This is a genomic window from Pseudoalteromonas sp. P1-11 (assembly GCF_001399995.1).
Taxonomy (GTDB): domain Bacteria; phylum Pseudomonadota; class Gammaproteobacteria; order Enterobacterales; family Alteromonadaceae; genus Pseudoalteromonas; species Pseudoalteromonas atlantica.
Genome location: NZ_LJSP01000004.1, coordinates 197,662 through 220,765, shown reverse-complemented (window position 1 = coordinate 220,765; position 23,104 = coordinate 197,662). Strand labels below are relative to the sequence as shown.

General features: G+C 38.5%; 26 protein-coding genes. 6 read left to right on the top strand and 20 right to left on the bottom strand.

All coding sequences use genetic code 11. The features are described 5' to 3' along the window. The 14 genes from AN390_RS09185 to dapA form a co-directional block, all read right to left on the bottom strand. Positions 1-2,247, bottom strand: a complete 2,247-nt coding sequence (locus AN390_RS09185; RefSeq protein WP_055254037.1) for a hypothetical protein — start codon at positions 2,245-2,247, stop codon at positions 1-3. 29 nt (positions 2,248-2,276) lie between these two features. Further along, on the bottom strand, positions 2,277-2,798 hold the full coding sequence (locus AN390_RS09180) for an outer membrane lipoprotein carrier protein LolA (RefSeq protein ID WP_029771999.1): 522 nt from the start codon (positions 2,796-2,798) through the stop codon (positions 2,277-2,279). A 14-nt stretch (positions 2,799-2,812) separates the two neighbouring features. Continuing rightward, on the bottom strand, positions 2,813-3,241 hold the full coding sequence (locus tag AN390_RS09175; protein WP_055254035.1) for a thioesterase family protein: 429 nt from the start codon (positions 3,239-3,241) through the stop codon (positions 2,813-2,815). Then, positions 3,234-4,796: an aromatic amino acid ammonia-lyase gene (gene hutH, locus AN390_RS09170; RefSeq protein WP_055254034.1), complete on the bottom strand. Its 1,563-nt coding sequence runs from the start codon at positions 4,794-4,796 to the stop codon at positions 3,234-3,236. Before hutH ends, AN390_RS09175 begins: the two co-directional genes overlap by 8 nt. Then, positions 4,780-5,739 carry an acyltransferase gene (locus AN390_RS09165; protein WP_055254032.1) on the bottom strand — a complete coding sequence of 320 codons (960 nt, stop codon included), beginning with the start codon at positions 5,737-5,739 and terminating at the stop codon, positions 4,780-4,782. The genes hutH and AN390_RS09165 overlap by 17 nt, the downstream gene beginning before the upstream one ends. Continuing rightward, the gene (locus tag AN390_RS09160; protein ID WP_004586473.1) at positions 5,729-6,478 is read right to left on the bottom strand and encodes a glycosyltransferase family 2 protein; all 750 of its coding nucleotides are present in this window, start codon (positions 6,476-6,478) and stop codon (positions 5,729-5,731) included. The genes AN390_RS09165 and AN390_RS09160 overlap by 11 nt, the downstream gene beginning before the upstream one ends. Next, positions 6,471-6,836, bottom strand: coding sequence for a hypothetical protein (locus AN390_RS09155; RefSeq protein ID WP_055254029.1), 366 nt, complete (start codon positions 6,834-6,836; stop codon positions 6,471-6,473). Before AN390_RS09155 ends, AN390_RS09160 begins: the two co-directional genes overlap by 8 nt. Beyond that, positions 6,820-8,190, bottom strand: a complete 1,371-nt coding sequence (locus tag AN390_RS09150) for an AMP-binding protein (RefSeq protein ID WP_095206749.1) — start codon at positions 8,188-8,190, stop codon at positions 6,820-6,822. Before AN390_RS09150 ends, AN390_RS09155 begins: the two co-directional genes overlap by 17 nt. Next, on the bottom strand, positions 8,177-8,581 hold the full coding sequence (locus tag AN390_RS09145; protein ID WP_236695087.1) for a hypothetical protein: 405 nt from the start codon (positions 8,579-8,581) through the stop codon (positions 8,177-8,179). Before AN390_RS09145 ends, AN390_RS09150 begins: the two co-directional genes overlap by 14 nt. A 164-nt stretch (positions 8,582-8,745) precedes the next feature. After that, a complete protein-coding gene (locus AN390_RS09140) occupies positions 8,746-8,991 on the bottom strand; it encodes an acyl carrier protein (RefSeq protein WP_004586477.1) in 246 nt (81 codons plus the stop codon). A 22-nt stretch (positions 8,992-9,013) separates the two neighbouring features. After that, positions 9,014-9,271 carry a phosphopantetheine-binding protein gene (locus AN390_RS09135; protein WP_004586478.1) on the bottom strand — a complete coding sequence of 86 codons (258 nt, stop codon included), beginning with the start codon at positions 9,269-9,271 and terminating at the stop codon, positions 9,014-9,016. Continuing rightward, entirely contained in the window at positions 9,268-10,053 is a 786-nt protein-coding gene (locus AN390_RS09130) for a 1-acyl-sn-glycerol-3-phosphate acyltransferase (RefSeq protein WP_055254023.1), read from the bottom strand. Before AN390_RS09130 ends, AN390_RS09135 begins: the two co-directional genes overlap by 4 nt. Next, positions 10,046-10,741: a beta-ketoacyl synthase chain length factor gene (locus AN390_RS09125; protein WP_095206748.1), complete on the bottom strand. Its 696-nt coding sequence runs from the start codon at positions 10,739-10,741 to the stop codon at positions 10,046-10,048. Before AN390_RS09125 ends, AN390_RS09130 begins: the two co-directional genes overlap by 8 nt. A gap of 119 nt (positions 10,742-10,860) precedes the next feature. Then, complete coding sequence (gene dapA / locus AN390_RS09120; protein ID WP_004586481.1) at positions 10,861-11,778, bottom strand: 4-hydroxy-tetrahydrodipicolinate synthase; 918 nt, start codon at positions 11,776-11,778, stop codon at positions 10,861-10,863. 172 nt (positions 11,779-11,950) lie between these two features. Between dapA and AN390_RS09115 the strand changes: the two genes are divergently transcribed. Continuing rightward, the gene (locus AN390_RS09115) at positions 11,951-12,604 is read left to right on the top strand and encodes a DUF6058 family natural product biosynthesis protein (protein WP_024031799.1); all 654 of its coding nucleotides are present in this window, start codon (positions 11,951-11,953) and stop codon (positions 12,602-12,604) included. A gap of 113 nt (positions 12,605-12,717) precedes the next feature. Here AN390_RS09115 and AN390_RS09110 read toward each other — a convergent pair whose 3' ends face one another. The 3 genes from AN390_RS09110 to AN390_RS09100 form a co-directional block, all read right to left on the bottom strand. Next, positions 12,718-13,005, bottom strand: coding sequence for a putative quinol monooxygenase (locus tag AN390_RS09110; protein ID WP_004586483.1), 288 nt, complete (start codon positions 13,003-13,005; stop codon positions 12,718-12,720). A gap of 65 nt (positions 13,006-13,070) precedes the next feature. Continuing rightward, positions 13,071-13,886 carry a 2,5-didehydrogluconate reductase DkgB gene (gene dkgB, locus AN390_RS09105; protein WP_004586484.1) on the bottom strand — a complete coding sequence of 272 codons (816 nt, stop codon included), beginning with the start codon at positions 13,884-13,886 and terminating at the stop codon, positions 13,071-13,073. 154 nt (positions 13,887-14,040) lie between these two features. Then, entirely contained in the window at positions 14,041-15,213 is a 1,173-nt protein-coding gene (locus AN390_RS09100; protein WP_004586485.1) for an MFS transporter, read from the bottom strand. A 114-nt stretch (positions 15,214-15,327) separates the two neighbouring features. Here AN390_RS09100 and AN390_RS09095 point away from each other — a divergent pair, with 114 nt between their 5' ends. Both AN390_RS09095 and AN390_RS09090 read left to right on the top strand, forming a co-directional pair. Next, positions 15,328-16,215, top strand: coding sequence for a LysR family transcriptional regulator (locus AN390_RS09095; RefSeq protein ID WP_055254021.1), 888 nt, complete (start codon positions 15,328-15,330; stop codon positions 16,213-16,215). 249 nt (positions 16,216-16,464) lie between these two features. Beyond that, entirely contained in the window at positions 16,465-17,508 is a 1,044-nt protein-coding gene (locus tag AN390_RS09090; protein WP_055254019.1) for a metal-dependent hydrolase, read from the top strand. 188 nt (positions 17,509-17,696) lie between these two features. Here AN390_RS09090 and AN390_RS09085 read toward each other — a convergent pair whose 3' ends face one another. After that, a complete protein-coding gene (locus tag AN390_RS09085) occupies positions 17,697-17,963 on the bottom strand; it encodes a hypothetical protein (protein WP_024031803.1) in 267 nt (88 codons plus the stop codon). 224 nt (positions 17,964-18,187) lie between these two features. Here AN390_RS09085 and AN390_RS09080 point away from each other — a divergent pair, with 224 nt between their 5' ends. After that, on the top strand, positions 18,188-18,451 hold the full coding sequence (locus tag AN390_RS09080) for a type B 50S ribosomal protein L31 (protein ID WP_055254017.1): 264 nt from the start codon (positions 18,188-18,190) through the stop codon (positions 18,449-18,451). Beyond that, positions 18,451-18,585, top strand: a complete 135-nt coding sequence (ykgO, locus tag AN390_RS09075; RefSeq protein WP_004586489.1) for a type B 50S ribosomal protein L36 — start codon at positions 18,451-18,453, stop codon at positions 18,583-18,585. The genes AN390_RS09080 and ykgO overlap by 1 nt, the downstream gene beginning before the upstream one ends. A gap of 51 nt (positions 18,586-18,636) precedes the next feature. Here the strand turns inward: ykgO and AN390_RS09070 are convergent, their stop codons facing one another. Both AN390_RS09070 and AN390_RS09065 read right to left on the bottom strand, forming a co-directional pair. Then, positions 18,637-19,023 (bottom strand): OsmC family protein, encoded by a 387-nt coding sequence (locus AN390_RS09070; protein WP_004586490.1) that lies wholly within the window; start codon positions 19,021-19,023, stop codon positions 18,637-18,639. A 200-nt stretch (positions 19,024-19,223) separates the two neighbouring features. Beyond that, positions 19,224-19,613: a cytochrome b562 gene (locus AN390_RS09065; RefSeq protein WP_024031804.1), complete on the bottom strand. Its 390-nt coding sequence runs from the start codon at positions 19,611-19,613 to the stop codon at positions 19,224-19,226. A gap of 614 nt (positions 19,614-20,227) precedes the next feature. On the opposite strand from AN390_RS09065, the gene AN390_RS09060 reads away from it, so the two are divergent. Continuing rightward, positions 20,228-23,074, top strand: a complete 2,847-nt coding sequence (locus tag AN390_RS09060; RefSeq protein WP_055254015.1) for a TonB-dependent receptor domain-containing protein — start codon at positions 20,228-20,230, stop codon at positions 23,072-23,074. Positions 23,075-23,104: the final 30 nt, after the last annotated feature.

Genomic DNA, 23,104 nt, shown 5'->3' with positions numbered 1-23,104 from the left:
TTATTCCTTTTGAGACTTTAATACACTTAATGGAGATAAAATATATACGGCTAAAATCCCTACCATAACAGTAAGGCCAAAACTAAAAATGGCGGGGGTATTTGAAAAGGCGAGCATACCAAATACACACATCGAAGAGGCGGCCGACAAGCTAATGGCCAATACATTTACCGCCGTTAAGTTGTTAATTTGGTAAAACACTAAATAATCTATGGCTAGGCCAATAATGAGTAAGCCACCTAGCAGATTAAAAATTGAGATACTTCCTTGCGCTGCATTACATACCCAAAGCATAGTCAACAGGCTGGCACTTAATGTTATCACCTGCACAGTGCCAATCCGAAGGCCAAATTTATAGCTAAATAAAACAAAGCAAATAACAATGGCCACGCCCAATGTAAGCAATAAATACTGGCTGTAGTTTTCGAGTAGGCTACTGATTTGCTCAGGCTTGTTATATATAAACGCATCTTCAAAAGCATTAACGTTAGAAATTAGCGCTTGCGTGGATATTCCCGATACAGAAAACCAAGTAACAGCCTTATTAGGCTCAACAAACATTTGTGCATTTAAAAGTGCTGAAAAATGACTATTTGCTAAAGCGTCGTAACTCAAAAGTTCTGTGTTAGCTGACTCAACTTTTAACCCTGTATATTTTTCAGTGATAATTAACACATCGTTTTTAACAGCCCCGTTAAAGAGCGCTAAATTATTTTTTTGCGTGCGCTTACTAGGTAACCAACGCTTAATAGCATTGTGTTTAAGATGTGGGTTAATACGCTTTAAATCATCTATTAGTTGCTCTTGCTTTTGCAGTAGTTGTTCAGCATTTGATGCAAATAAAAATACAATGTGGGCATCTAACTGTCCCATTAAAGTTAAATGCTTTTGCTCATTAAGTATTAGTTGCTGTGGGCTTGCATTTAGTAAACGTACATCGTTGTTAAATGAAATGGGTTTAAGATAAAACAAAAACATTAACACCAGCCCCAATACGAGTAAAACCGATTGCTTACAACGGTTAAAGCGCACCATTAAACCTAATAACTGCTGACTTTTAATCAAACTTCGCTCAGAGAGCACAAGCTTAGATTGCCAGATAGGTAATATAATTAATGTGAATAACCAGGCGCTCGCAAGCCCAGCAATTACAAACACTGCTACTTGCGATAAAAGTGAAATTGGCGCACCTAATAAACAGCTATAGCCGAGGCCTGTTGTAATAAAAGATAAAAGCAAAGCTGTTTTTGTGCCTTTACTTAACCCACTACTTTGGTAAAAACTGTTGCCATACGCTAAATCAGTCATCGCATGAAATGCATAATCAATAGCTATACCAATTAGGGTTACAGCAAAAACTAGTGTTAACAAATGAATCGAATTAAACACAAATACCATAGCCGTAGCACCACCAGCCAGTGCACTAAGTACGGTTAAGCTTGCAAGCAAAATGCTACTGACTTGCCTAAATACCCAAAACACCATTAAAAGTAATGCGATTACACTAAGGCCACCAAATAAGCTCATTTCATACTTAGCTTGCTGAGCGTTTTCAGCTGTATGAAAAAGAGCACCTGAATAGCGAATAGTGGTCTGTGGGTAAGTATCATTTAAACTTTCAAGCTTATTTTTAATGCTGCTCGCAAGCTTAATAGACTCATCAATTGGGAGGCTATTGTTAGGAATGGTAGCCAATATAACAGCATAATCAGTATGCTTTAAACGGCGTGTTAACCGCTCATTTCTTAAAGAGAATAACTGACTTTGTTTTAAATTATCACCTATAAATGCAGCAAGACTTAAACTAATATCGGCTTTTAGTGTGGCACTTACAAAAGGGTTTCCTAATTGATTTAATTGAGTAAGGTAAAATGACTCAAACTGTGCTTTATCAACCATACTATTTTTATAATTGTCGCTAAGCAGCGCATGTTGATACGCAGAGAACACTGAAGATAACTGCTCAATGCTTGGCAGTTCAAAGCTATTTTTTATATCACGTTTTAACAGCCATGATTTAAGCTCGTCATGTGCTAAGTTTTTACCATCACCAGTAAATGAAAACATAATACGGTTTGCATTTTTTTTAAAAAAGACCTCTTCGCCGTACGCCAATTGAGAATGTGATTTTGGTAATAAACTAAACATATCAGCATTTAATACAGGCATAGTGATATACAAAGCAGCACAAAGTAAAACAGCTAAAAAACCAAACCATGTAATAAGTACACTAATACGTTTAATCACGTCACTTTTCCGAAGGTTACTTACACTTATTAATTATTAGGTGTATTTGCATAAGAAAACTCTATTACTGTGTTGCTACCCGAGTGCTCATTTAAGGTTATACTTTGTACACGCTGGTTATTTTCACAAAGAATAAAATGGCTAAACAGCTGTTTTAATAGCGTATCTTTTGGCTTTAATAATAAACAGCCTGTTTGATTTGTTACATCAAAACGCGCATATAAGGCTTTCATATCTAATGCGAGTAAGTCAGTTAATAAGCCTACAAACTGCTCGCTGCCAGGCTGAGGAGTAAGCTCACCCTCTTTATTTTTCACAAATACTTGGCCATTCTCGATTAGTAATGTACTTTGCACTGGTGTTTTTACATACCAAAGCAGCTTTTCCCCTTCAAGTGTAAACTCCCCTTTAGAGATGAATGGTTTAGAGAAGCCGGCAAAATGCTTTAATTGCTTAAATTCACCCGAAACTGTCGTAGCAGCTAATAAACTGGCACTAAAAAAAACAAAATAAAGACAACTTACAAACACACAATTTTTTAAATAATTCATAGTATCATCCAATATTAGCTAAGTACTTTTGCAAGCTTATCAACTATCACCGCTGGTGAGGCAAACTGCATTTCTTTAGTCGATATCTCAACAGCAACTTGAGTAGTAGTCGCTTTAGTAATACGCTTATTCGTTATGGCATCTGTAATTATATAATCAATTTTTAATCGGTTTTCGAACTCTTTTAAATGCGCGGTCACTTTAATTTTTTGGGTAAATATGGCGGATGCCACGTACTTAATTTGCATATCCACTATTGGCCACGCATAACCCGACTCCATCATTTGAGGATAGTCGTAATCAAATAATCGCAGTAACTCACAGCGAGCCACCTCTAAGTAGCGAGGGTAATTACCATGCCATACAACATTCATCGGATCGCAGTCATGAAATGGAATTTCAATTTCCACTTCATGAGTTAGCAAAGCGCCTTTACTATTCATATAAAGCCCAACGTTTTTCTTGAATATAACTAATGGTTTGTCTAAGTACCGCTTCCATTGGCCTATCTTCAGTTAGGTTTTCGAAATAATGAGTTATGTCAGTATACATCGCTTGCATATCTGCAGTTAAACTTGAAAATTCAAGTTCGCCTTGTTTAATACGCAGCCTCACTCCTTGAATACTTGCTAGTAACGTACTTGCAACAACCTGCTCTGTAAGCTGTAAAATACGCAAACAATCACGTGAGGCAATAGTCCCCATACTTACTTTATCTTGATTATGGCACTCAGTAGAGCGAGAAAATACACTTGCAGGCATCGTTAACTTAAGCGCTTCAGCAGTATAGGCACTGGCGCCTATTTGCACGGCTTTAAAGCCATGATTTATGTAACGACGTTCAGCCTCACTGTCTGATAAATTTGATGGTAATCCATTATTAAATTTAGTATCGACCAATGAAGCGATTTGCCTGTCAGCTAAATCTGCCAGATTTGCAATCGCCGTTTTCATACTATCCATTGCCATTGCAATGTGGCCGCCATAAAAATGGCCACCATGAAGTACATGCTCACCCTCGCCATCAATAATAGGGTTATCGTTTGCAGAATTAAGCTCGTTTTCTATCATCTGCCTGAAAAATGGCAAACTATCTTGCAATACACCAATAACATGCGGCGCACAGCGAATAGAGTACCTATCTTGCAGTCTATCAGCGTTACGAGGATGGTCATGATGGTTTAAATCATCTCGTATCCATTTAGCAACTTGTTGCTGCCCAGGATGAGGCTTAACAGAGAATAAAATTTCATCAAAATGATGACTATTCCCTTTAAGAGCAAGGCTAGACAATGCAGTAATCCTACTTGCAAGTTTTGCTAAATAATTAGCTCTATCAAACGCTAAACAAGCCAGTGCGGTCATCACAGCTGTACCATTCATAACTGCAAGCCCCTCTTTTGGGCGAAGCGTTAAAGGCTTTAAACCAGCCGCTTGCATTACCTGTGCGCTGTTAAGTATTTTATCTTTGTAAAAAACATCACGTTCACCAACCATAGCACCTGCTACATACGACAGTGGGGTTAAATCACCGCTAGCGCCTACCGAGCCTTCTTGAGGAATAACAGGTACTATATCAAGGTTTAAATAGTCTTTGAGAAGATTAAGCATTTCCCAGCTTACGCCAGAATAGCCTTGTGAAAGTGATGCTAAGCGCGTAGCTAAAATTGCACGCCCTTGCACTTTATTAAACACATCGCCTAGTCCACAACCATGAAAGCGCGTTAAATGTAATGGCAGCTCATCAACTAAGTTAAGTGGCACAGGAACCGTGACTGAGTCACCATAGCCTGTAGTTACCCCATAAATCACACCATCTTCTTTGAGTAGAGAGTCTAAAAAGCTAAGCGCGCAATCAATCTTTGCGCTAAATTGCTCGCAGCCACTTAATTGCACCTGAGTATTTTGATGTGCAATATTAACAATATCTTCAATAGAAAGTTGTTGGTTTCCAAAAAGCTGTACTTCCTGAGCTGACACTCTACTTCTCCTTTGCATTGCTGCGTTCTACTTGCTGATCGTTTTGCCAAAAATCATAAAAATTAAACCACTGATAAGGATACCGCGCGGCATAAAAGCCTAAACGCGCAGAAAAATCTGTAATTACAGTGGTTAATAGACCTTGCCGTTGTGAGCGGGGTATTTTTAATGTTTGGCTATAATGTTCAAAAATCACATGATACTTTTTTGTTTTTTTATCTTTTAAGCAAAATAAAAAGTAAACGGGGCAATCTAATAATGCAGCTAATATAAAAGGCCCTTGAGAAAAAGATGCTGGCTTACCTAAAAACTCAACACGTGTTGATCGCTCACCCGTTGTAGTGCTTGTTCTATCACCAACAATAACGACTATTTCACCCTGTTCTACTTTATCTTTTAATAAAATAGCTAGATCAGGCCCCATATCGCTCACTTGAATTAAGTTAACCGACACCGCGGGATTAATTTTTTTAAGCATTTTATTAAATTCAACAGCGTGATGAGTAAATACAAGCACATTAATTTTTTTACTGCTGCGATGCTGGCTCAGTGCTCTACATACCTCAAGGTTACCCAAGTGAGAGCCAATAAAAATGGCCCCTTGCTGTTGCTCATTTAAATCAATAAACAGCTGTTCATTAGTATATTGGATATCCTTTTTTGAAATCCGACCGAGCCAACCATCAATTTTATCAAGGGCGCTATCGGCAAAACTACAAAAATGCATAAGCTGTTGTTTAAAAGTTACTTTACGCCCAACATTATTGTAATTATTAACTTGGACTAAAAACTGCTTAGAAGCCGCGCGTGCAACTTTACCGGTAATAAACAAATAGCAAACAACCGGGAACAAAATAACCCACAGCCCTTTACGACCAAGTACTTTATGGGCAAATAGTAATATTTGTATACCTAAAAAGTTACCTCGCTCTTGCATTTTAGACCAATGTTTAACGGCCATAACGTCTCTTATATTTATGCCATAGTAAAACAGGTGAACGAAGCAGCATGCCAAAAAACAAACGCGTATGTAACCACGAAATACGCACATTATCTTGGAGTGGCTGGAAGTGTGACAAGCCATTTTCTGGGTAAATAACCTGGCTTGGTAAAAAAACAAATGGAACGTTGCGCCAATATAACCTAACCAGTATTTCTGGATCAAAGTCCATACGCTTACCGAGATTAACCTCACTTATAAGCTTATTAGTCACATTTAAAGGGTAGACTCTAAAACCACACATTGAGTCCACAATTTTAAAGCTGAGCGTTTCTATCCATACCCACACATGGGTTAAATAACGTGCTAAGTAACGGTGCTTAGGAACCGATTCATCATACACTGGGCAACAACTAATTAATGCCTGTGGGTGTGTGTTTGAAAGCTCAATCAACTTTTTGATATCTGATAAATTATGTTGCCCATCTGCATCTACTTGTATTGCATGGCTATAACCTTGCTCATACGCGCAGCGCAATCCTGTTTGTACCGCACCGCCTTTGCCTTCATTTTGCTCATGCGATATAAGAGTGAGGTGGGCATATTTTTTCTCAAGAGTAGCAAAAAGAGATTTAGCCTGCACACTACTGGCATCATCAACCATTATTATTGGCAGCGTATACTCAGTTAACGTTGCAAGTACTTCATCAATAACACTTACATGATTAAAATTAGGTATAACAATACAAAAATTATTCATCTGTATCACTTTTAAACACTATACGCCCTGAGGCGTGTTGGCCTTTATCTGATTGATACGAAAAGCCATACTTACCGCCAGGCTTTTCTTCTACAGTTAATTTAATTGTTAGACCAGGGGTAATAACAACCTGAAACTTAAGCACTTCAATATCTTTTACTTCACGTGTAACATTAAAGTATTTTCGCACGGCATTTACGGCCCAATCGAGCTGCACTACACCTGCTAAAATAGGGCCTTGACTAAAGTGACCTTTAAAATAATCTAAACTTGGCGGTATAAAAAGCGTTTGGCAATGACTCTGTGTTGACGATACACAGTTAACAAGTTCAGGCTTTGTGCTAATCAGCTTTGACAAAAAGAGACTCCAATACCTTTAAATTTATTTTAGCTTGCGTGTTGTAGGGTAATTGATTTAGAAAACGCCATTTTTTAGGCGTACAGATCCCTTCAAAACGATTCAATGTATGTGCTTTTAAAAGCGTATTAGTCGCTAACTTTCCATTTGTATTTAAATATGCTTGTCCTTTCTGTGTAAGCACTATAACAGCGCCTAATACTAAACGTTTCCCATTTAGTGTTATTACTTTAGCTTCCTGTACCCACTCACTTTTGCATAAATGTAGCTCTAGTTCGTCAAGGCTTAAGCGTTTTTCTTCAAGCTTTATAATACGGTCAAAACGTCCTAGTAATTCAAATTGGCCATTTTGAAATAATGTACCTCGGTCATCTAATAAATAGTTTGTTTGCTCAACTAAAGGCGAATTCAACACTAATCGTTGTTCAGAGGTACTGTGTAATGTGATCCCTAAAAATGGCTGCCAATGACTAACGTTCTCTAAAGACACAACCTGACGATATGCAATTCCGCCAGTTTCGGTGCTGCCAAATACTTGAGTAATGGGTTTATTTAGCTGTTTATTTAAAGTGACAGCGTCTTCATTTTGAAGCGGCCCACCGGATGAGAAAACCCACTGTAAATGTGACTTTTCTTCTATTAAAACGTTATCTTGATGCAGCCGCTTTAGCTGTGCCGGACTGGATATAAACACGGCCTGTGTAATTGTTTTAAGTTTAGTAGCAATATGCTCGGGGTAGTTAAGCAAGTCTGTATCAATTATATGGTTATTGCTAAGCGGCCATAACACTCTAAATAACAAACCGTAAATATGCTGATGCGAAACACTGGCAATAATTACAGGATTACGTTTTAAAGCAAACGTACTGTTGAGCGTTTTTATCTCTTTATTAAGCACTCGCCACGATTTAAAAATAGGCTTAGCTTGACCTGAAGAGCCAGAAGTATAAAAAACAAGGTTACCTTCACTCGGCCAAGCAATTTTATTGAACGGTGTGTAGTTAGGTGTCGTTGTTAAATTACCAATATTTTCAAATGGCGTAGTCGCATGCTCGACCAAATCACTATCGCCCAAATAGTAAGGGGTTTGCTCTAAAAGCGCATTGAGTGTTTCGCTTTGACCATTAGGCGGTAAAATTATAGTCCAGCCTTTATGCGCCAATGCAAAAAGGTTTACAGCAAAATCATAGCTACTACTGTTGAAAAGCACTGCCGATGCTTTAGTAGGCGATTGCGGAATTTTAGCCAAAACTTGATTAATATCATTAACAAATTGACGCTCAGATAACGCTGAGCCATTATGATTAAATCGAATATTTATGCTTGCGTTATCTAAAGTATTAAACACCTGCATTCCTTTTTACTTTTTTCCTTACTAACCACTCTACTGCAAATAAAACACCCATAATAATGTATGCAATAAAACCGTTATAAAATGCCCACACATCAAGACTTGTAAACACACTAGTGTATAACGCTATACTGGCGTTAAAAACAAAAAAAACGCACCATATTTTAGTTACATTTTTAGTGTACGAAATGGCTCTTTTATCAAGCTTTGGCTCAGTGATACGCGCAAACGTTTCTATGATACTTGGACCTTTATAAAGCGAGTAAGCAAAAACAAAAAACATAACAGTATTTACAATAACCGGATAAAGCCGAATACCAAAATCACTGCCCATCGTTTTAGATAAGCCAATAGCTAAAATTCCAAGTAATGAGGCTGGCTTTATCCATGGCATTTTAGCTAATAAAGGCTTGCTTAACCAAAGCCTTATTATTAACAGTGTTAATAAAATCACAGTGATTAAATAACTGTTGAAACGTGTCAGCCCTATATAAACAATGAAAGGGTAACAGGTTAAAAAAATCATTATTAACGCTGTTAAAAATGCCTTAAACATGCTTATTTAACGAGCTTTTCTATTTCAGATACAACATCTTGCACAGTGCGAACTTGTTTAAATGCGTCAGGCTCAATTTTCTTACCTGTAATTTCACGTAACTTAACAACTAAATCTACAGCGTCAATACTGTCTAAGTCTAAATCTTCGTACAGGTTAGCTTCTAAAGAGATATCTTCAGCATCTATTTCAAATTCATTTTCTAAAATGCCGTGTAATACATCATAAATTTCAGCAGCGGTTTTCATTATTATTCCTAGTGTGTGTTAATTAAGTACGTGATTGTTCTATAAATTGCGCTAAAGAGTTAACGCTCGCAAAATGCGCTTTAGTTTGTTCTGAATTTGCATCAATTTTTACGTCAAATTCTTTTTTGATAGCAAGCCCGAGCTCTAGCGCATCAATGCTATCTAGCCCTAAACCATCTACAAATAAAGGCTCGTCGTCTTTTATATCGGCAGTGGTCATATCTTCAAGATCTAGGCTCGAAATAATCAATTGTTTAATTTGTTGTTTTAATTCACTCATATATAGCTAAGCTCTTTTGTAAAGTATTGTTGTAAGCCTTTCGTAAGCTGGCGGGACTGTATTGCTGGTACGTCGCTTGTATAAATAATATCGCTTTTGAAAGAATGTGGTGCTAGTTGCATAGAAAAATGCGCTTGGTATGGGGCTACTTTGTACCAAGGCGTCCCTTTAGTTAACGTATTAGGTTTCATTTTAATCAATACGGTCGTTATAGGGGCATGACATCTAAGGGCTATATTTGCAGCCCCTCTTTTAAATTTAAGCGAATTATGAGGTACTGAACGTGTTCCCTCAGGAAAAACAATTAAGTTATTCCCTCTTTTTAGTGTTTGCTCGCATTCTTTTAATAATTCTTGCGGGTCTTCATTGCTTATATAACCTGTACTTTTTATCACACCACGCATAAACGGGTTTGTAAAAAGGTGTGCTTTTACAACGCAATCAACATTTTTAATAACCGATATAAGTACCACAACATCAATAAGTGATGGGTGATTAGCCAAAACAAGCTCGCCTTTCAAATTAGCTAAATGGGCTTTATCTTTAATATGAAAACGGATAGCGCCAGTATAATGCATTAAAGCGACAAAAAATTTAAAGCTATAATGCACTACCGTACGCGCATCTTCTTTTTGCTTTACAGGACAGCGTTGAAATAAACGTTGAACGGGGAATAGTAGTAAGGCTAAAAATAGCCCACCCAAACCAAATACACTAAAACAAAGGCCAGTGGCTATAATGCGCCAAACAAGGCCTATTACTCTTATTATTGTATTAAGCATAGTGTGTTAACAACCAACCATTAGCACTGGCGCTTTGTTTGTTAAACATTGCTTTAGCAAGCTCTAAACTTAAAGGAGTAGTTGTTTGTTCGCTATTGTTAGTGGCTTGTTTAGTTAAACTAAAATGAGCTTCTTTTTCTGTAGCAAAACGTATAACTAACGCAATAGAATGTGTTATTTGTGCCTCATCAACAAATGTTGTGTACGGCTCTGGGAGTGACTCATCTGTATGCACAAGTAATATATGTGGTTGTTTATACTCAACCAACTTTATATATGCTTCAATTAAAGCGCAAGCAAAGCTATCCTTACCCGCTGCGATAGCGTTCATAGGTTGGGTGTTACCGCTAATAATGCTATACATACCAATCGCAGCGTTGTGCACACTTAAACCAAAGCCTGTCGGAGATAGAGGTTGTTTCTCACCAAGCTCTCCTAATAAATTAGCTGTTTTATGGAAATCGCCATGGCGTGATGAAAAAATAACAGGCATGTTTTCATACCCTTTATCATTTGTAACCTGGTGCGCAGTATGTAAAACCATTTTTACAAATGGTGTCATTCTTCTGCGCTGCATTGCAGGTACCCAACTTAATGTAATTGGTGATGAGTCGTACCAATTCTCAGAGGGGCTTTGTCGCTGTTCAGGCTTAATCCATGTAGCGAGTTGTTCAACAACAAATTTCACAAATAAACGTTATTTAGTAAGTAAGGGGGCGAGAATTTTACCGATATTAGCAATAAAAGTAAAATATTCATTAAATAAATGCCAGCACTTACTAACTGTTCAGCGCTGGCTCATATAACCTAAGAAAGCAAAGCAATATCACTTTGTTTTATACACTTAGCTTTATTGCCCACAATATCATCAACGTTAAGCTCGTTTATTAAGGCCTCGCCTTGTGCTTGTTGCTCATCGCTCAGTGGCACATACGGTAATCTAAATACGGGATTTACCGCGCCTGTCATCATCATTGCGGTGTTTATTGCAATCGGGTTTGGCTCGCAGAATAGCCAGTTCATTAAAGGTTGTAATGAGGTATTTAACGCATCATTTTTAGTATCCATTAACTGGCGGAACAACCCTGGTATAAGATTAGATGTGACCGATATAACACCGTGTGCATTGTGTGTGTGGCGTGCATCGTGTGCTTCGTCATCGTTACCTGACCAACACGCAATGCCTTGCTGTTCGTAATGAGCAATACGCTCGTTACCACCACATTCTTTTACACCAATTAAATTAGGGTGTTTTGCTAATGGCTCAATAATATCAGGGGTTAAATCTTGCCCTGTGCGCCCTGCTACGTTGTAAATAAACGCAGGGCCAATATCCAGTACACGTTTAAAGTGCTCGTTAACACCAGCAATAGAAGTGCGGCCATAATATGGGTTAATTTGCAGCGCGGCATGCATACCACTTGCAAAGCCATACTTAGTGGCTTTAATAGCTTCGCGGGTATTATTGCTACCCGTATTCCCTACAATCACGAGCTTATCGCCATATTTATTTGCACTGTGCGCGATAAGCATTAAATGCTCTTCCCAGTTCATTAGCTGGCCTTCGCCGGTTGTACCACCAACCACAATGCCATCTACACCCGCTGCAATTTGTATTTCAACGAGTTCATCGTACTTTGCTAAATCTATTTCACCATTGGCTAAATATGGGGTTTTAATGGCGGTAATTAAGCTTGCTTGTTTAATTTGTTCTAGGGTGCGCATAAAAATTCATTATTTATAAAACTTGCGCTATTTGTAACATACTTGCACGCATTTTTGCAGGCCTAAGCGAATAATAAACGTAAAATGGCTTGTGTTATTTAGTTTGATAATACAAAATATAAATGCTGTACATTTAAACAGTATTTATATTTTTAACTTTAAGCGAGCCATTATGCGTTTATCTGACTACTTAGCCACTCATTTTTATAACACCGATGAGCTTTGCCATGCTTTAAATATTGATGCCGAGCAACTAGATACATGGCAGCAGCAAAGTATTTTCCCTAAACCAAGTTATTGTATAAAAAGCCAATTAAGTTGCAGCTCGTACTCTGGTTTGTATGAATGTGAAGAGTACGATGACTATTACCCGCGCGGCTGTGTAAATTGGGGGCAAGGGCTAATAAAACAAAAAATTGAATCCTCAAGCAATGCCTTTAATTACTTTGCGCAGCAGTACACGGCAAGCCTGAGTAAACTTGCCCAGCAAGGTTTTATTTTTAATGAAGAATTATTTGGCTGCGAAATAGACGAGCATTTACAGCAAGTGTGGCAACAGTTTTTATGCAGCAAATACGGCGTACTGACACAAAACGGTTTAATTGACGAAATAGTATGTGTGGATATAGGCCGCTTGCTGGTAGACGATATTACTGAATTGCGCACTAAAGGAAGTTTAAATCAACAAGAGCGTACGCAGCTTCACCCCGCGATGAAATTACTCAATAAAGCATTAGGCCACGGTGCCGATCACGAAAAACAACACACATTACGTGCCCGTTACATAGATGCACTTATTTTAAAGTACGATTTATCGATTAAATAAAATGGCTGAGGTTTTAATACGAGGTGGGTATTTAAAAGACTAAGTAACGCAAATGGCGATGTATGCTTACGCCGCCACTGTATTTTACTCATTAACTAATAAGAGTGCTTTTACTAGCCGATGGTGTTGTACACATCAATATTACTGCTTGTTACAAGCCCGGTAACTTGGGTACCAAATGCTTTGTAGTGAGGCTCTTGTTTATGAGCTTCAAAGTGTTCTTGCGACGCCCACTGCTCACTTACAAGGTACTCGGTATTGTCTGAGTCTCGTTTAACCGACAACTCGTAACGCAAACAACCCACTTCTTGACGTGAATACTTTTGCAGATTTTCGAGCGCAGTTAAAACAACCTCTGCGTCGATATTTTTGCTCGCTATAGTGGCAATTACCGTTAACATACGGAGTCCTTTTAAAAAAATAAAGGTGCAGCTTTGCTACACCTAATGTTGTTTTGCGTATTTTATTACTGATCCCACTGCGGCGCAAAATCAGGCGTTGCTTGGCGGTCGCCACAATCAAGTCCGTCAATACGAGCAATGTCTTCAGCGTCTAATTTAACATGGTCATTAAAGTTATCTTCTAAGTTTTTACGCTTAGTTGACGATGGAATGGTGGTCATGCCGTTGGCATTAATCCATGCAATAACTACTTGCGCTGGCGATGCCTCATGCTTATTAGCAATATCAATAATAGTTTGATCTTTAAGTACTTTACCAACTACAAATGGCATATACGCTGTAACGTGAATGTCGTGCTGGGCACAAAAAGCGCGTAACTTAGTATTGGTTAAATACGGATGCACCTCAACTTGGTTAGTAAATATTTCTCGCGAATCAAGTGTTTGCATTGCTTCGTTTAAGTTGGCAATAGTAAAATTAGATACGCCAATATGTTTTGTTAAACCAAGCTGCTTAGCTTTTAAAAGCTCCGTTAGGTACTCACTCATTGGCTCATCATTTGAAGGCGCAGGCCAATGAATAAGCAGTAGATCGACAGAGTCTACTTGTAATTTCTCAAGTGACTTTTCAACGCTGGCAATAAAGTCAGTTTTGTTAAGTTTGTTGTTCCACACTTTGGTTGTTAAAAATATTTCGCTGCGCGGAATATTACTATCTTTTATGGCTTGGCCTACTTGCTCTTCGTTACCATAAATTTGCGCAGTATCAATATGACGAAACCCCACTTCTAACGCCATTTTTACTGAATTGTAGGCGGTATCGCCTTCTAAACGGAATGTTCCCATGCCTAAATCAGGCATTTCTATTACACGTTGTGTCATGGCTCTATCCTTATAAAATAATCGGTTAAAAATACAAACTGTTTAAAGTTTTACGAAATACACCTTTTACTTCTTTTGTGTTGTCACCTAAAAATTATGACCTCAATACAGGTAATGAGGTCATAAATTTAAGTTTCAACCTTAACAGAATACTTTATGCTTGTTTCACTTCTCGCTTATCAAGCATGCCACTGTAACGAGTTACTACTAATGCTAGAGCACAAATTGCTGCGCCAATCCAAGCGGTATCTTGAAGTGACATGCCCTCTACTACACTGCCACCAATAATTGAGCCCAGTGCGATACCAATATTAAACGCTGCTATGTTTAAGCCCGATGCGACGTCTACCGCATTAGGAGTATGCTTTTGCGCCTGTTTTACGACATAAAGCTGTAAGCCTGGTACATTACCAAACGCAAATGCACCCCATACTAAAATAGTCAGTACGGCCGCTACTTTTGACTCCATCGTAAAAGTAAAAGCCAATAAAATAATTGTCAGCGCGCTAAATATAATACTCAGTGCGCTAATTGGGCCGCGTTTATCAGCCAGTTTTCCACCCCAAATATTACCAATGGCTACCGATACACCGTAAACCAGCATAATTAAACCAATCGCTGAAGGAGCAAAACCTGTTTCTTGCTCTAAAATAGGTGCTAAGTAAGTAAACGCAGTGAACGTGCCGCCGTAACCTAAAATTGTCATTAAATATACGAGTAATAAGCGCGGCTTAACAATAACCTGAAGCTGCTCTTTAAACGTTGCCGGAATAGACTGTTTTAAGTTTTTTGGTACTAAAATAGCGCTGCCAATTAAAGCGATTAAACCCAGTACCGACACCACTAAAAACGTTGCTCGCCAGCCAAAGTGTTGGCCAATCCAAGTGCCTAGTGGCACACCCGTCACTAGCGCTACAGTAAGTCCGGTAAACATAATAGCAATAGCACTGGCTTCTTTATCTTTACTTACTAAGCTTGTGGCAATCATTGAGCCAATTGAGAAAAACACCCCGTGAGCCAAGCCTGTTAAAATACGCGCTAGTATTAATGTTTCGTAACTAGGCGCTTGCCATGCAAGTAAGTTACCTAAAACAAATAAGCCCATTAAGCTTATTAGTACAATTTTACGGTTCCAACGCCCAGTTAGTGCGGTCAGTACTGGTGCACCAATGGCAACCCCTACTGCATATAAACTAACTAGCAAACCGGCTGAAGGTAGGCTTACGCCTAAATCGTTTGCAATAGTAGGCACTAACCCCACTATTACGAACTCGGTTGTTCCTATTGCAAATGCGCTTAAGGTGAGCGCCCACAAAGCCAATGGCATAATTAAATCCTCATTATTAGTTAAGACTTACAGTTTGACTAAAAATGTGTTTGCAAAAAATAGCATTAGTGACAAAATACTTTTGTAATTAATGCAAAAGTAAGGTGCTCACGTATGGCTCAGCATGCAAAAACCGAAGACTTAGAAATGTTTTTAACGGTAGTAGATAGCGGAAGTTTTTCAGCAGCAGCTAATTTGCTTGATCAGCAAGTAGCAAAAGTGTCGCGGGCCGTGTCTCGCCTTGAAAACACGTTACAATGTACATTACTAAATAGGACCACTCGCCGATTAGAACTAACCGAAGAGGGCCATACCTTTATTAAATATGCTCGCGATGGCTTAAACACCTTACAAACCGGCGAAGAAGCCATAAAGCTTTTAAAACAAGCCCCTAGTGGAAAATTACGTATTGATGCAGCCAGCCCCTTTGTACTGCACCAATTGGTACCTTTAATTGCTGAATTTAATGCGCAATATCCTCACATTACGCTTGATATAACCTCCCACGACAGCATTATTGACTTGCTCGAACATAAAACCGACTTAGCAATTCGTATAGGTGAGTTAAAAGACTCTAACCTACATGCAAAAAAGCTCGGCGTAAGTAAATTGCATTTAGTTGCAAGCCCTAGTTACCTTAAACATACACCGACTATTTCGCACACCAGCGACTTAACCCAGCATAAACTCATTGGTTTTACCGACTCACCTAAACTTAATAACTGGCCGCTAAAATCGCCCACAGCTTTAAATTTTGGCCTAACCGCAAGTAGCGGCGAAACTGTACGCCAGCTATGCTTGGCAAACCAAGGGGTGGCGCTGCTTTCGCACTTTATGATTGGTGATGATTTAAAATCAGGCAAGCTAATAGAAATACTGCCAGGGAGTATTAGCACGCCAAACAACCGCGAAATTGTGCAAGCGGTGTATTACAAAAACAGTGCTGTATCGTCGCGTATAATGGCTTTTTTAGATTTTATAAAACCACTGCTGAAATTGTAAGTGACGTTTTTATACCAAACGCTTAATTATGCAATCTGTACTGAGGCTGGAAAAACGTGTTGATAGCTTGGCAAAAAATTGGCTATTTCGTTGTTCTCGGCAATTGCTCCTGCATCCTTATAATCGTAAATGAAAATTTTTTAACGCAGGTAGCGACAGGTTTAGCCCCGCAATATGATTAAGTATTATTGTGGATTGGTTTTAAGCCCAAGGGCAGCATAACTAACACCCTAAATAAAAAGGAATAAAATGGACTCGTTAACGCAGGTAGTTTTAGGTAGCGCAGTAGGTTACGCCGTATTAGGTAATAAAATTGGCCGAAAAGCCGCTTTATGGGGTGCTACTTTAGGTACTTTACCCGACTTAGATGTTTTTATTCCTTATGGCGGGCCAGTGGAGGCATTTACTTATCATCGCGGTTTTAGCCATTCGTTTATTGTGCACTTATTAATTAGCCCCCTTATTGTTTGGCTTATTTTAAAAATACACTCCGGCATGCAAATACATAAAGCACGCTGGTTTTGGCTGGTATTTTTATGTTTATCGACCCATGCATTACTTGATAGCTTTACAGTATATGGTACGCAATTAATCTGGCCGCTTAGCGAGCACCCTTTTGCTATTTCAAATATATTTATAATCGATCCCCTGTACACCCTGCCGTTATTCTTGGCCTTTCTGTGCACTTTAATACCTAAAATACACACACCGCGCATTTATAAAATTAACGCCGCTATGCTTGTGCTCAGTAGCCTTTATTTATGTAGCTCTCTTATTTTAAAAGTAATAATTAACAATAAAATAGACGCCGCGTTTGCACATAAACACATACACATTAATAACTATGTAAGCACCCCCGCCCCACTTACAACCTTGCTATGGCGAGTTGTTGCAATGTCTGATGGGCAATATTACATAAGTTATGCCTCGGTATTTGACTCCCCTGAAGAGGTTACAATAAACCGCTATAACACAAGCCCCGCTTTGCTAAACGATATTAAAAATGAATGGGGCATAAAACGTTTGCAGTGGTTTACTAAAGGTTTTTATAGCGTGAAAGAGCAGCAAAATAAAATTGTTTTATCTGACTTACGTATGGGCATGGAGTGTTATTACGTATTTAATTTTGCAGTTGGTAAAAAAACCAACAAAGGAGTGCAGGTAAGCAACTTTGAAAAACTAAATCAGCGCTCAAATTTAAGTAGCCTAAGTAAAGTGTGGGATAGAATTTGGAACCCTGATGTCAGTTTAGCCCCGCCCTATGCAGACAAAAACTGTATGAAAACGCCTTAACACTCTGATTATAATTGCATTCATTAATCTGAGCTGTGGTTATAATATTTAAGTTTGCTTTCGCTAGCTAAAAATTTTATGTGAAACAAAACAAATTAGCAGCGTGAGATGATTTTATTATCCAAAGCTCAGGTTGGTGGTTAATTAATAAGGCGCAGCTAAGTGAATGTTTAACCAGCGCCTAAGTATTAATTTTGGTGCTCGTATTGGCCGCGGTATACCTCAAACACTTTTAAAACAGTGTGCTGTTCTTTATTTAGATTATCAAACCAATCGTCAAATAGTTCGTCGTTATCTTGCTCACTTAACGCCATATATTGTGCTAATAGCTCAATAATATCGTTGTGTGTACAGTCTATTGGATTAATTTGCTCAGATAAGACTGTGTGATCGCGCTCTCTAAGGGTTTCCATCACCCCTTGGTCTATTTGTTCTTGTTGTGCTGCGTCGCTCATAGCTTACCTCTAAACCGTAAAAATTTTCTTGTTAACACTTTTTATATAGTTATAACAGCCTAAAAACTAATAGCCAGTATTTTTGGTTTAAGTGGTTATTTTTTGAATTGTTTGCGCAATTAGCCAGCAAAAATACCAGTAAATGAGAGTAAAAATCATTTGCACAAATGCCGTAAACGCGATAACCTATAGTTATACTATCACATAACAACTTAAGGCGTATTATGAAACCTAATATCCATCCAGATTACAACATGGTTGCTTTTCACGATACAGCTGCCGATAGCTACTTCATTATTGGCTCTACCATTAAAACAGACCGCACTATTGAGCTTGAAGGGAAAACGTATCCGTATGTGCCTATTGATGTGTCTAGCGACTCGCACCCATTTTATACTGGTAAGCAAAAAACAGTGGCTAGTGACGGCCGTGTCGCGCAGTTTAACCGTCGCTTTAAAAACTTATCTACTGCCAAAAAAGGTGAGTAATGAAAGTATTAAGCTCGCTTAAAAGCGCTAAGCAACGACCAGGATGTCAAATAGTGAAGCGAAAAGGACGTGTTTTTGTAATATGTAAAGACAATCCACGATTTAAAGCAGTACAAGGAATGAAGAAAAAGTAACACTAATTCCGTGAAGTATACGGGTAAACGAACCATGTTTACCCGTATTTTTTATTTAACAACTACAGAAAACTCAGGTTGGGCCTGAATCACTTTTTTAACAGTACACGTATTAACCGCAGCAATAAGTGCTTTTTTATATTTTTGAGGAAAGCCATCTGGTAAATTAATTTCGATAGAAAATAATTTTTTACCTTCTTCATCTACGTTTTCATTATTTTGCGTAAGCGTCATCCCTTGTGTAGAGATATCGCGTTGCTCACAAAATTTACGTGCATAAAACCCAGCACATAGCACCATGCTTACTAAGAAGTAGTCAAACGGTTCTGGGTGTTCGGCACCGCCACCAGCATTAATACTTTGATCGCTTATTACTTCAAGGTCGCCAAATTTTGCACTTTGTTTTTGACCCTCTAACAATGACACTGAAATTTCCATTACTACTCCTTAATTAATCTGCACCCTATATAAGAGCTTTACTAAAATATTGAAAAATGAGCATTCAAACTTTTTAATTTGCAGCTATACATTTTATTAAAACATCACAAATCTGCGCATCAATAATGCGCTACTGCGAAAAAGTTAGCGTAGGTAGCGCTGAAATAACTGCTCGACATTAATTTACAAAAAAGCTGAGGTTAATTACCAAACAATAAGTCAAAAAACCCCGGAGGCTCGTGCAACTCATGATACTTCTTGCGTAAATCATCTATATTTTTAAGGGCTGGCTTTGCTGCATCAAGCCCGCGCTCATTCGCTAATTTTTTTGCCAACTTTGCTTGCGCAATAACTTTATCTAGCCCTTGTAGCGACATTTGTGCTTCTTTATGAAAGGTCGCTTTTTTACTGGTTTCAACCAAAGTAATAAACTTATCTATGGCGGTATTAAAGCCACCTATACCTACTGCTTGCACCGCATTTTTATAAGCAAGGCCAGTATTTTTCATATTAACTTCGAGATCAACTTCTTGCTCTGAAATGGCCGCAGTACTAAATACAAAAGTAAAAATTAAAACTAAAAACTTCATGGTAAAACCTATTTATAAAAACAGTGTAAGTGTATCAAGTTTACGTAATAAAGTAACTCAAGGCGCATAGGAAGCTAGATAACTGTAAAGGGGCTTTACAAAAATTGTGATACGGCAAGTTTTATAGTGAAAAATTTTCAAATTTAATTTTTATTCTTACTATTTCTCAAAAGTTAACTCATTTAACAAGTTAAATTAAACACATAAACCTTACAAATCCGCCTATAATTAGAGCACCTCATTTAAAGGTTAAAATACACTCAATGGTTATATTTAAGCCATTATCAAATCAAGATGCTCAAAATAAACTCTTTGATATTACCAATACAATTCCAATGTAAATTAATTGACAGCAATTAACAAACAAACCGTAAACACCCATAAAGCTTAAACTCCTAACATTACCTCGCTTTATTGTTAATTTAACAACAGCTCACCTGTAACTTATTTCATGTTAGTGATTTAGGCTTATTTTAGTTGCTTTTAATAAAATAATACGCATGCAATAATCGCCGGCCCTATAACAAAAGTTATAGGGCTTAGGCTAAATGCACTGTGTATTTAGCTAAAAAGTTAATGTATTTAATTATTATAAAATCTCCTTTGGGAAACACATGAAACGTCATAATTTACTTTCTACTAGCATTAAATGTGCATTGATTACTGCTGCTGCAACAGCGAGTAATTCTGTGCTTGCACAAGATGAGCAAGCGACAAAAATTGAACGCGTTGAAGTAACGGGTTCGCGTATTTTACGTGAAGGCGCTATTGCGCCGGCACCAGTAACAGTTATAAGCGGCGAGCAGCTAATTAATACTGGCGCTGTAAACATTGGTGAAGCGCTAAACAACTTACCAGCACTTGGCAATACATATTCAATGGCTAACTCAGGCCGCTTTATTGGTACAGCTGGTTTAAACATTCTTGATTTACGTAACATGGGTACCGACCGTACCTTAGTACTTGTAAACGGTAAACGCCACGTATCTAGCTCAGCGGGCTCTCAAGCTGTTGATACAAATACTATTCCGAGCGTCTGGGTTGAGCGAGTAGAAATTATTACTGGTGGTGCATCAGCTGTATACGGTGCTGATGCGGTTACAGGTGTTGTCAACTTTATATTAAAAGACAACATTGAAGGTATGGATTTTAGCGTTACCCGTGGTTTTGCAGATTTAAACAGCTACAACAACGAAAAAGCAACGTTCTCGTACGGCTCTAATTTTGATAACGACCGTGGTAATGCCGCTTTTGCTATTGAGTACTCAGGCCAAGATTCATTAAATGCACTTGACCACCCTTGGACTAGCACATCTTTTAGCAGCTTACCTAACCAAGCCCAAACGGATGAGAACAAAAATAGTGCTGACTTTCCTGATGATATTTTAACACCTAATGCGGGTTATTTCGCCATCAATGATGCAGGTGTTTATGCACTTGAAGATCCAAGTAAATTTATTAATAGCTTTAACCCGGATAGCAGCGCACGTGACTTATACATAGGCAATAACGCAGATCCATATTCATGTGCAGAATGTGACTTTTTTAACCTAGGCCAATTTGAAGAAATACAACCTGAGTTTGAGCGTTACAACGTAAACTTTAAAGTTAACTACGATGTTACCGACGATTTAAACGTCTACTTTGATGCAAAATACGTAAATAGCCAAGGCGAAAGCATAGGTCAACCTGCGTTTTTCTTTTTTGACAGCGACAACAGCATTAAAATTGATAACCCTTACCTAGACCCAGATATCAAAGCGCGTATGCAAGAGGAAGGCGTTGATTCAATCATGATAAACCGCATGATGAGTGACCTTGGCCGCCGCGTTGAAAATAATACCCGTGAAACAACGCGTTTTGTTACAGGCTTAAAAGGGACTGTGTTTGAAGATTGGGAATTAGATACATCAGTTGTGTATGGTCAAACTGACTTAGAGCGCGAAAATGGCGCTAATATGATTTTAGCCAACTACTTTAATGCCCTTGATGCCGATGAAGATGCAGATGGCAACATCGTATGTCGCAGCGCTGCAGCACAAGCTGATGGCTGTGTACCGGTTAACATTATGGGTTTTGGCGCACCATCTCAACAAGCGATTGATTACATAAATACGGTCTCTGTAGGTACATCAACTATTAAGCAAACCGTGGTTTCTGGTTCACTTGCCAATGGCGCTATTTTTGAATTACCAGCAGGTTACGTAGGTGTTGCATTTGGTGCTGAATACCGTAAAGAAGAAAGCGAAACAAAAGAGCCAGATAACGCAGAAGGTACATTTTTTAACGCTTTAGGCGAAGATAAAGGCTCGTTTAATGTGCGTGAAGTATTTTTTGAAGCAACTATGCCTATTTTAACTGACTTACCGCTTATTCAAGATTTAGTATTTGATACCGCAGTACGTCATGCTGATTACAGCACAATTGGCGAAGCAACTAGCTGGAAACTAGGCCTTGATTGGACTGTTAACGATGAACTACGTGTGCGTGTAACGCAATCTGCAGCACTTCGTGCGCCTAACATAAGTGAAGTATTTGGTGCAGCAAGCCAAACTTTCTACAATGTAGAAGACCCGTGCCGCGCTGAAAACATAGCTAATTTATCAAATTCAGCAACACGCACCGCAAACTGTGCTGCATTAGGTGTTGCAAGTGACTTTAACTCAGGTTACGACTCAGCCTCTTTAGATGGCTTAACAAGCGGTAACCGTGATGTTAAAGGTGAAGAGTCTACAAGTACAACGGTAGGTATTGTTTATCAACCAGAGTTTTTAGAAAACGCTGTGCTTACTATAGATTACTGGGAAATTGATCTAGAAAATGCAATTGACACAATCGACGCGCAAGAAATTCTTGACCGCTGTGTTGATAGCACAACAGGTATAGACAATCAGTACTGTAATTTAATTACACGTAATGCCAGTGGTGAAATTTCGCTGATTCAAAACTCAGTGCTTAACGTAGCTGGTCAAAAGGCGTCTGGTGTTGATTTTGAACTAGGCTATGACTTTGATGCGCTAGAAGGTAGCTTTAAAACACGTTTAATTGGTACTTACCTTATTGAACGCAAAGATTACCCGTTCCAGGATGATCCTAGTTCATATATTGAGTACGCTGGGACAACCGGCGAAGCGAAATGGCAAACTAACCTATCGGTTAGCTATGCAATGGATAACTTTTATTCAACGGTTGAAACACGCTTTATCAGCGAAGTTGATTTATACACAAATGTAGAGCTTGCGAGTAACTCGAACCCAAGTAACCAAATGTCTTACGGTAAATACTTTATTACCGATATGACAGTGGGTTACAACTTCGATAGCGGCTTAGGCGTTAAAGTAGGTGTTGATAACCTATTTAATCGTAAACTTCCGTATGGTACACGCGGGACAGGCGAAAACAGCGCAAGTTACGATAACATTGGCCGCTTTGGCTACATTAACTTAAGCTACAGCTTATAATTAGTAACAACGTTTATTAATTAAGTTAAA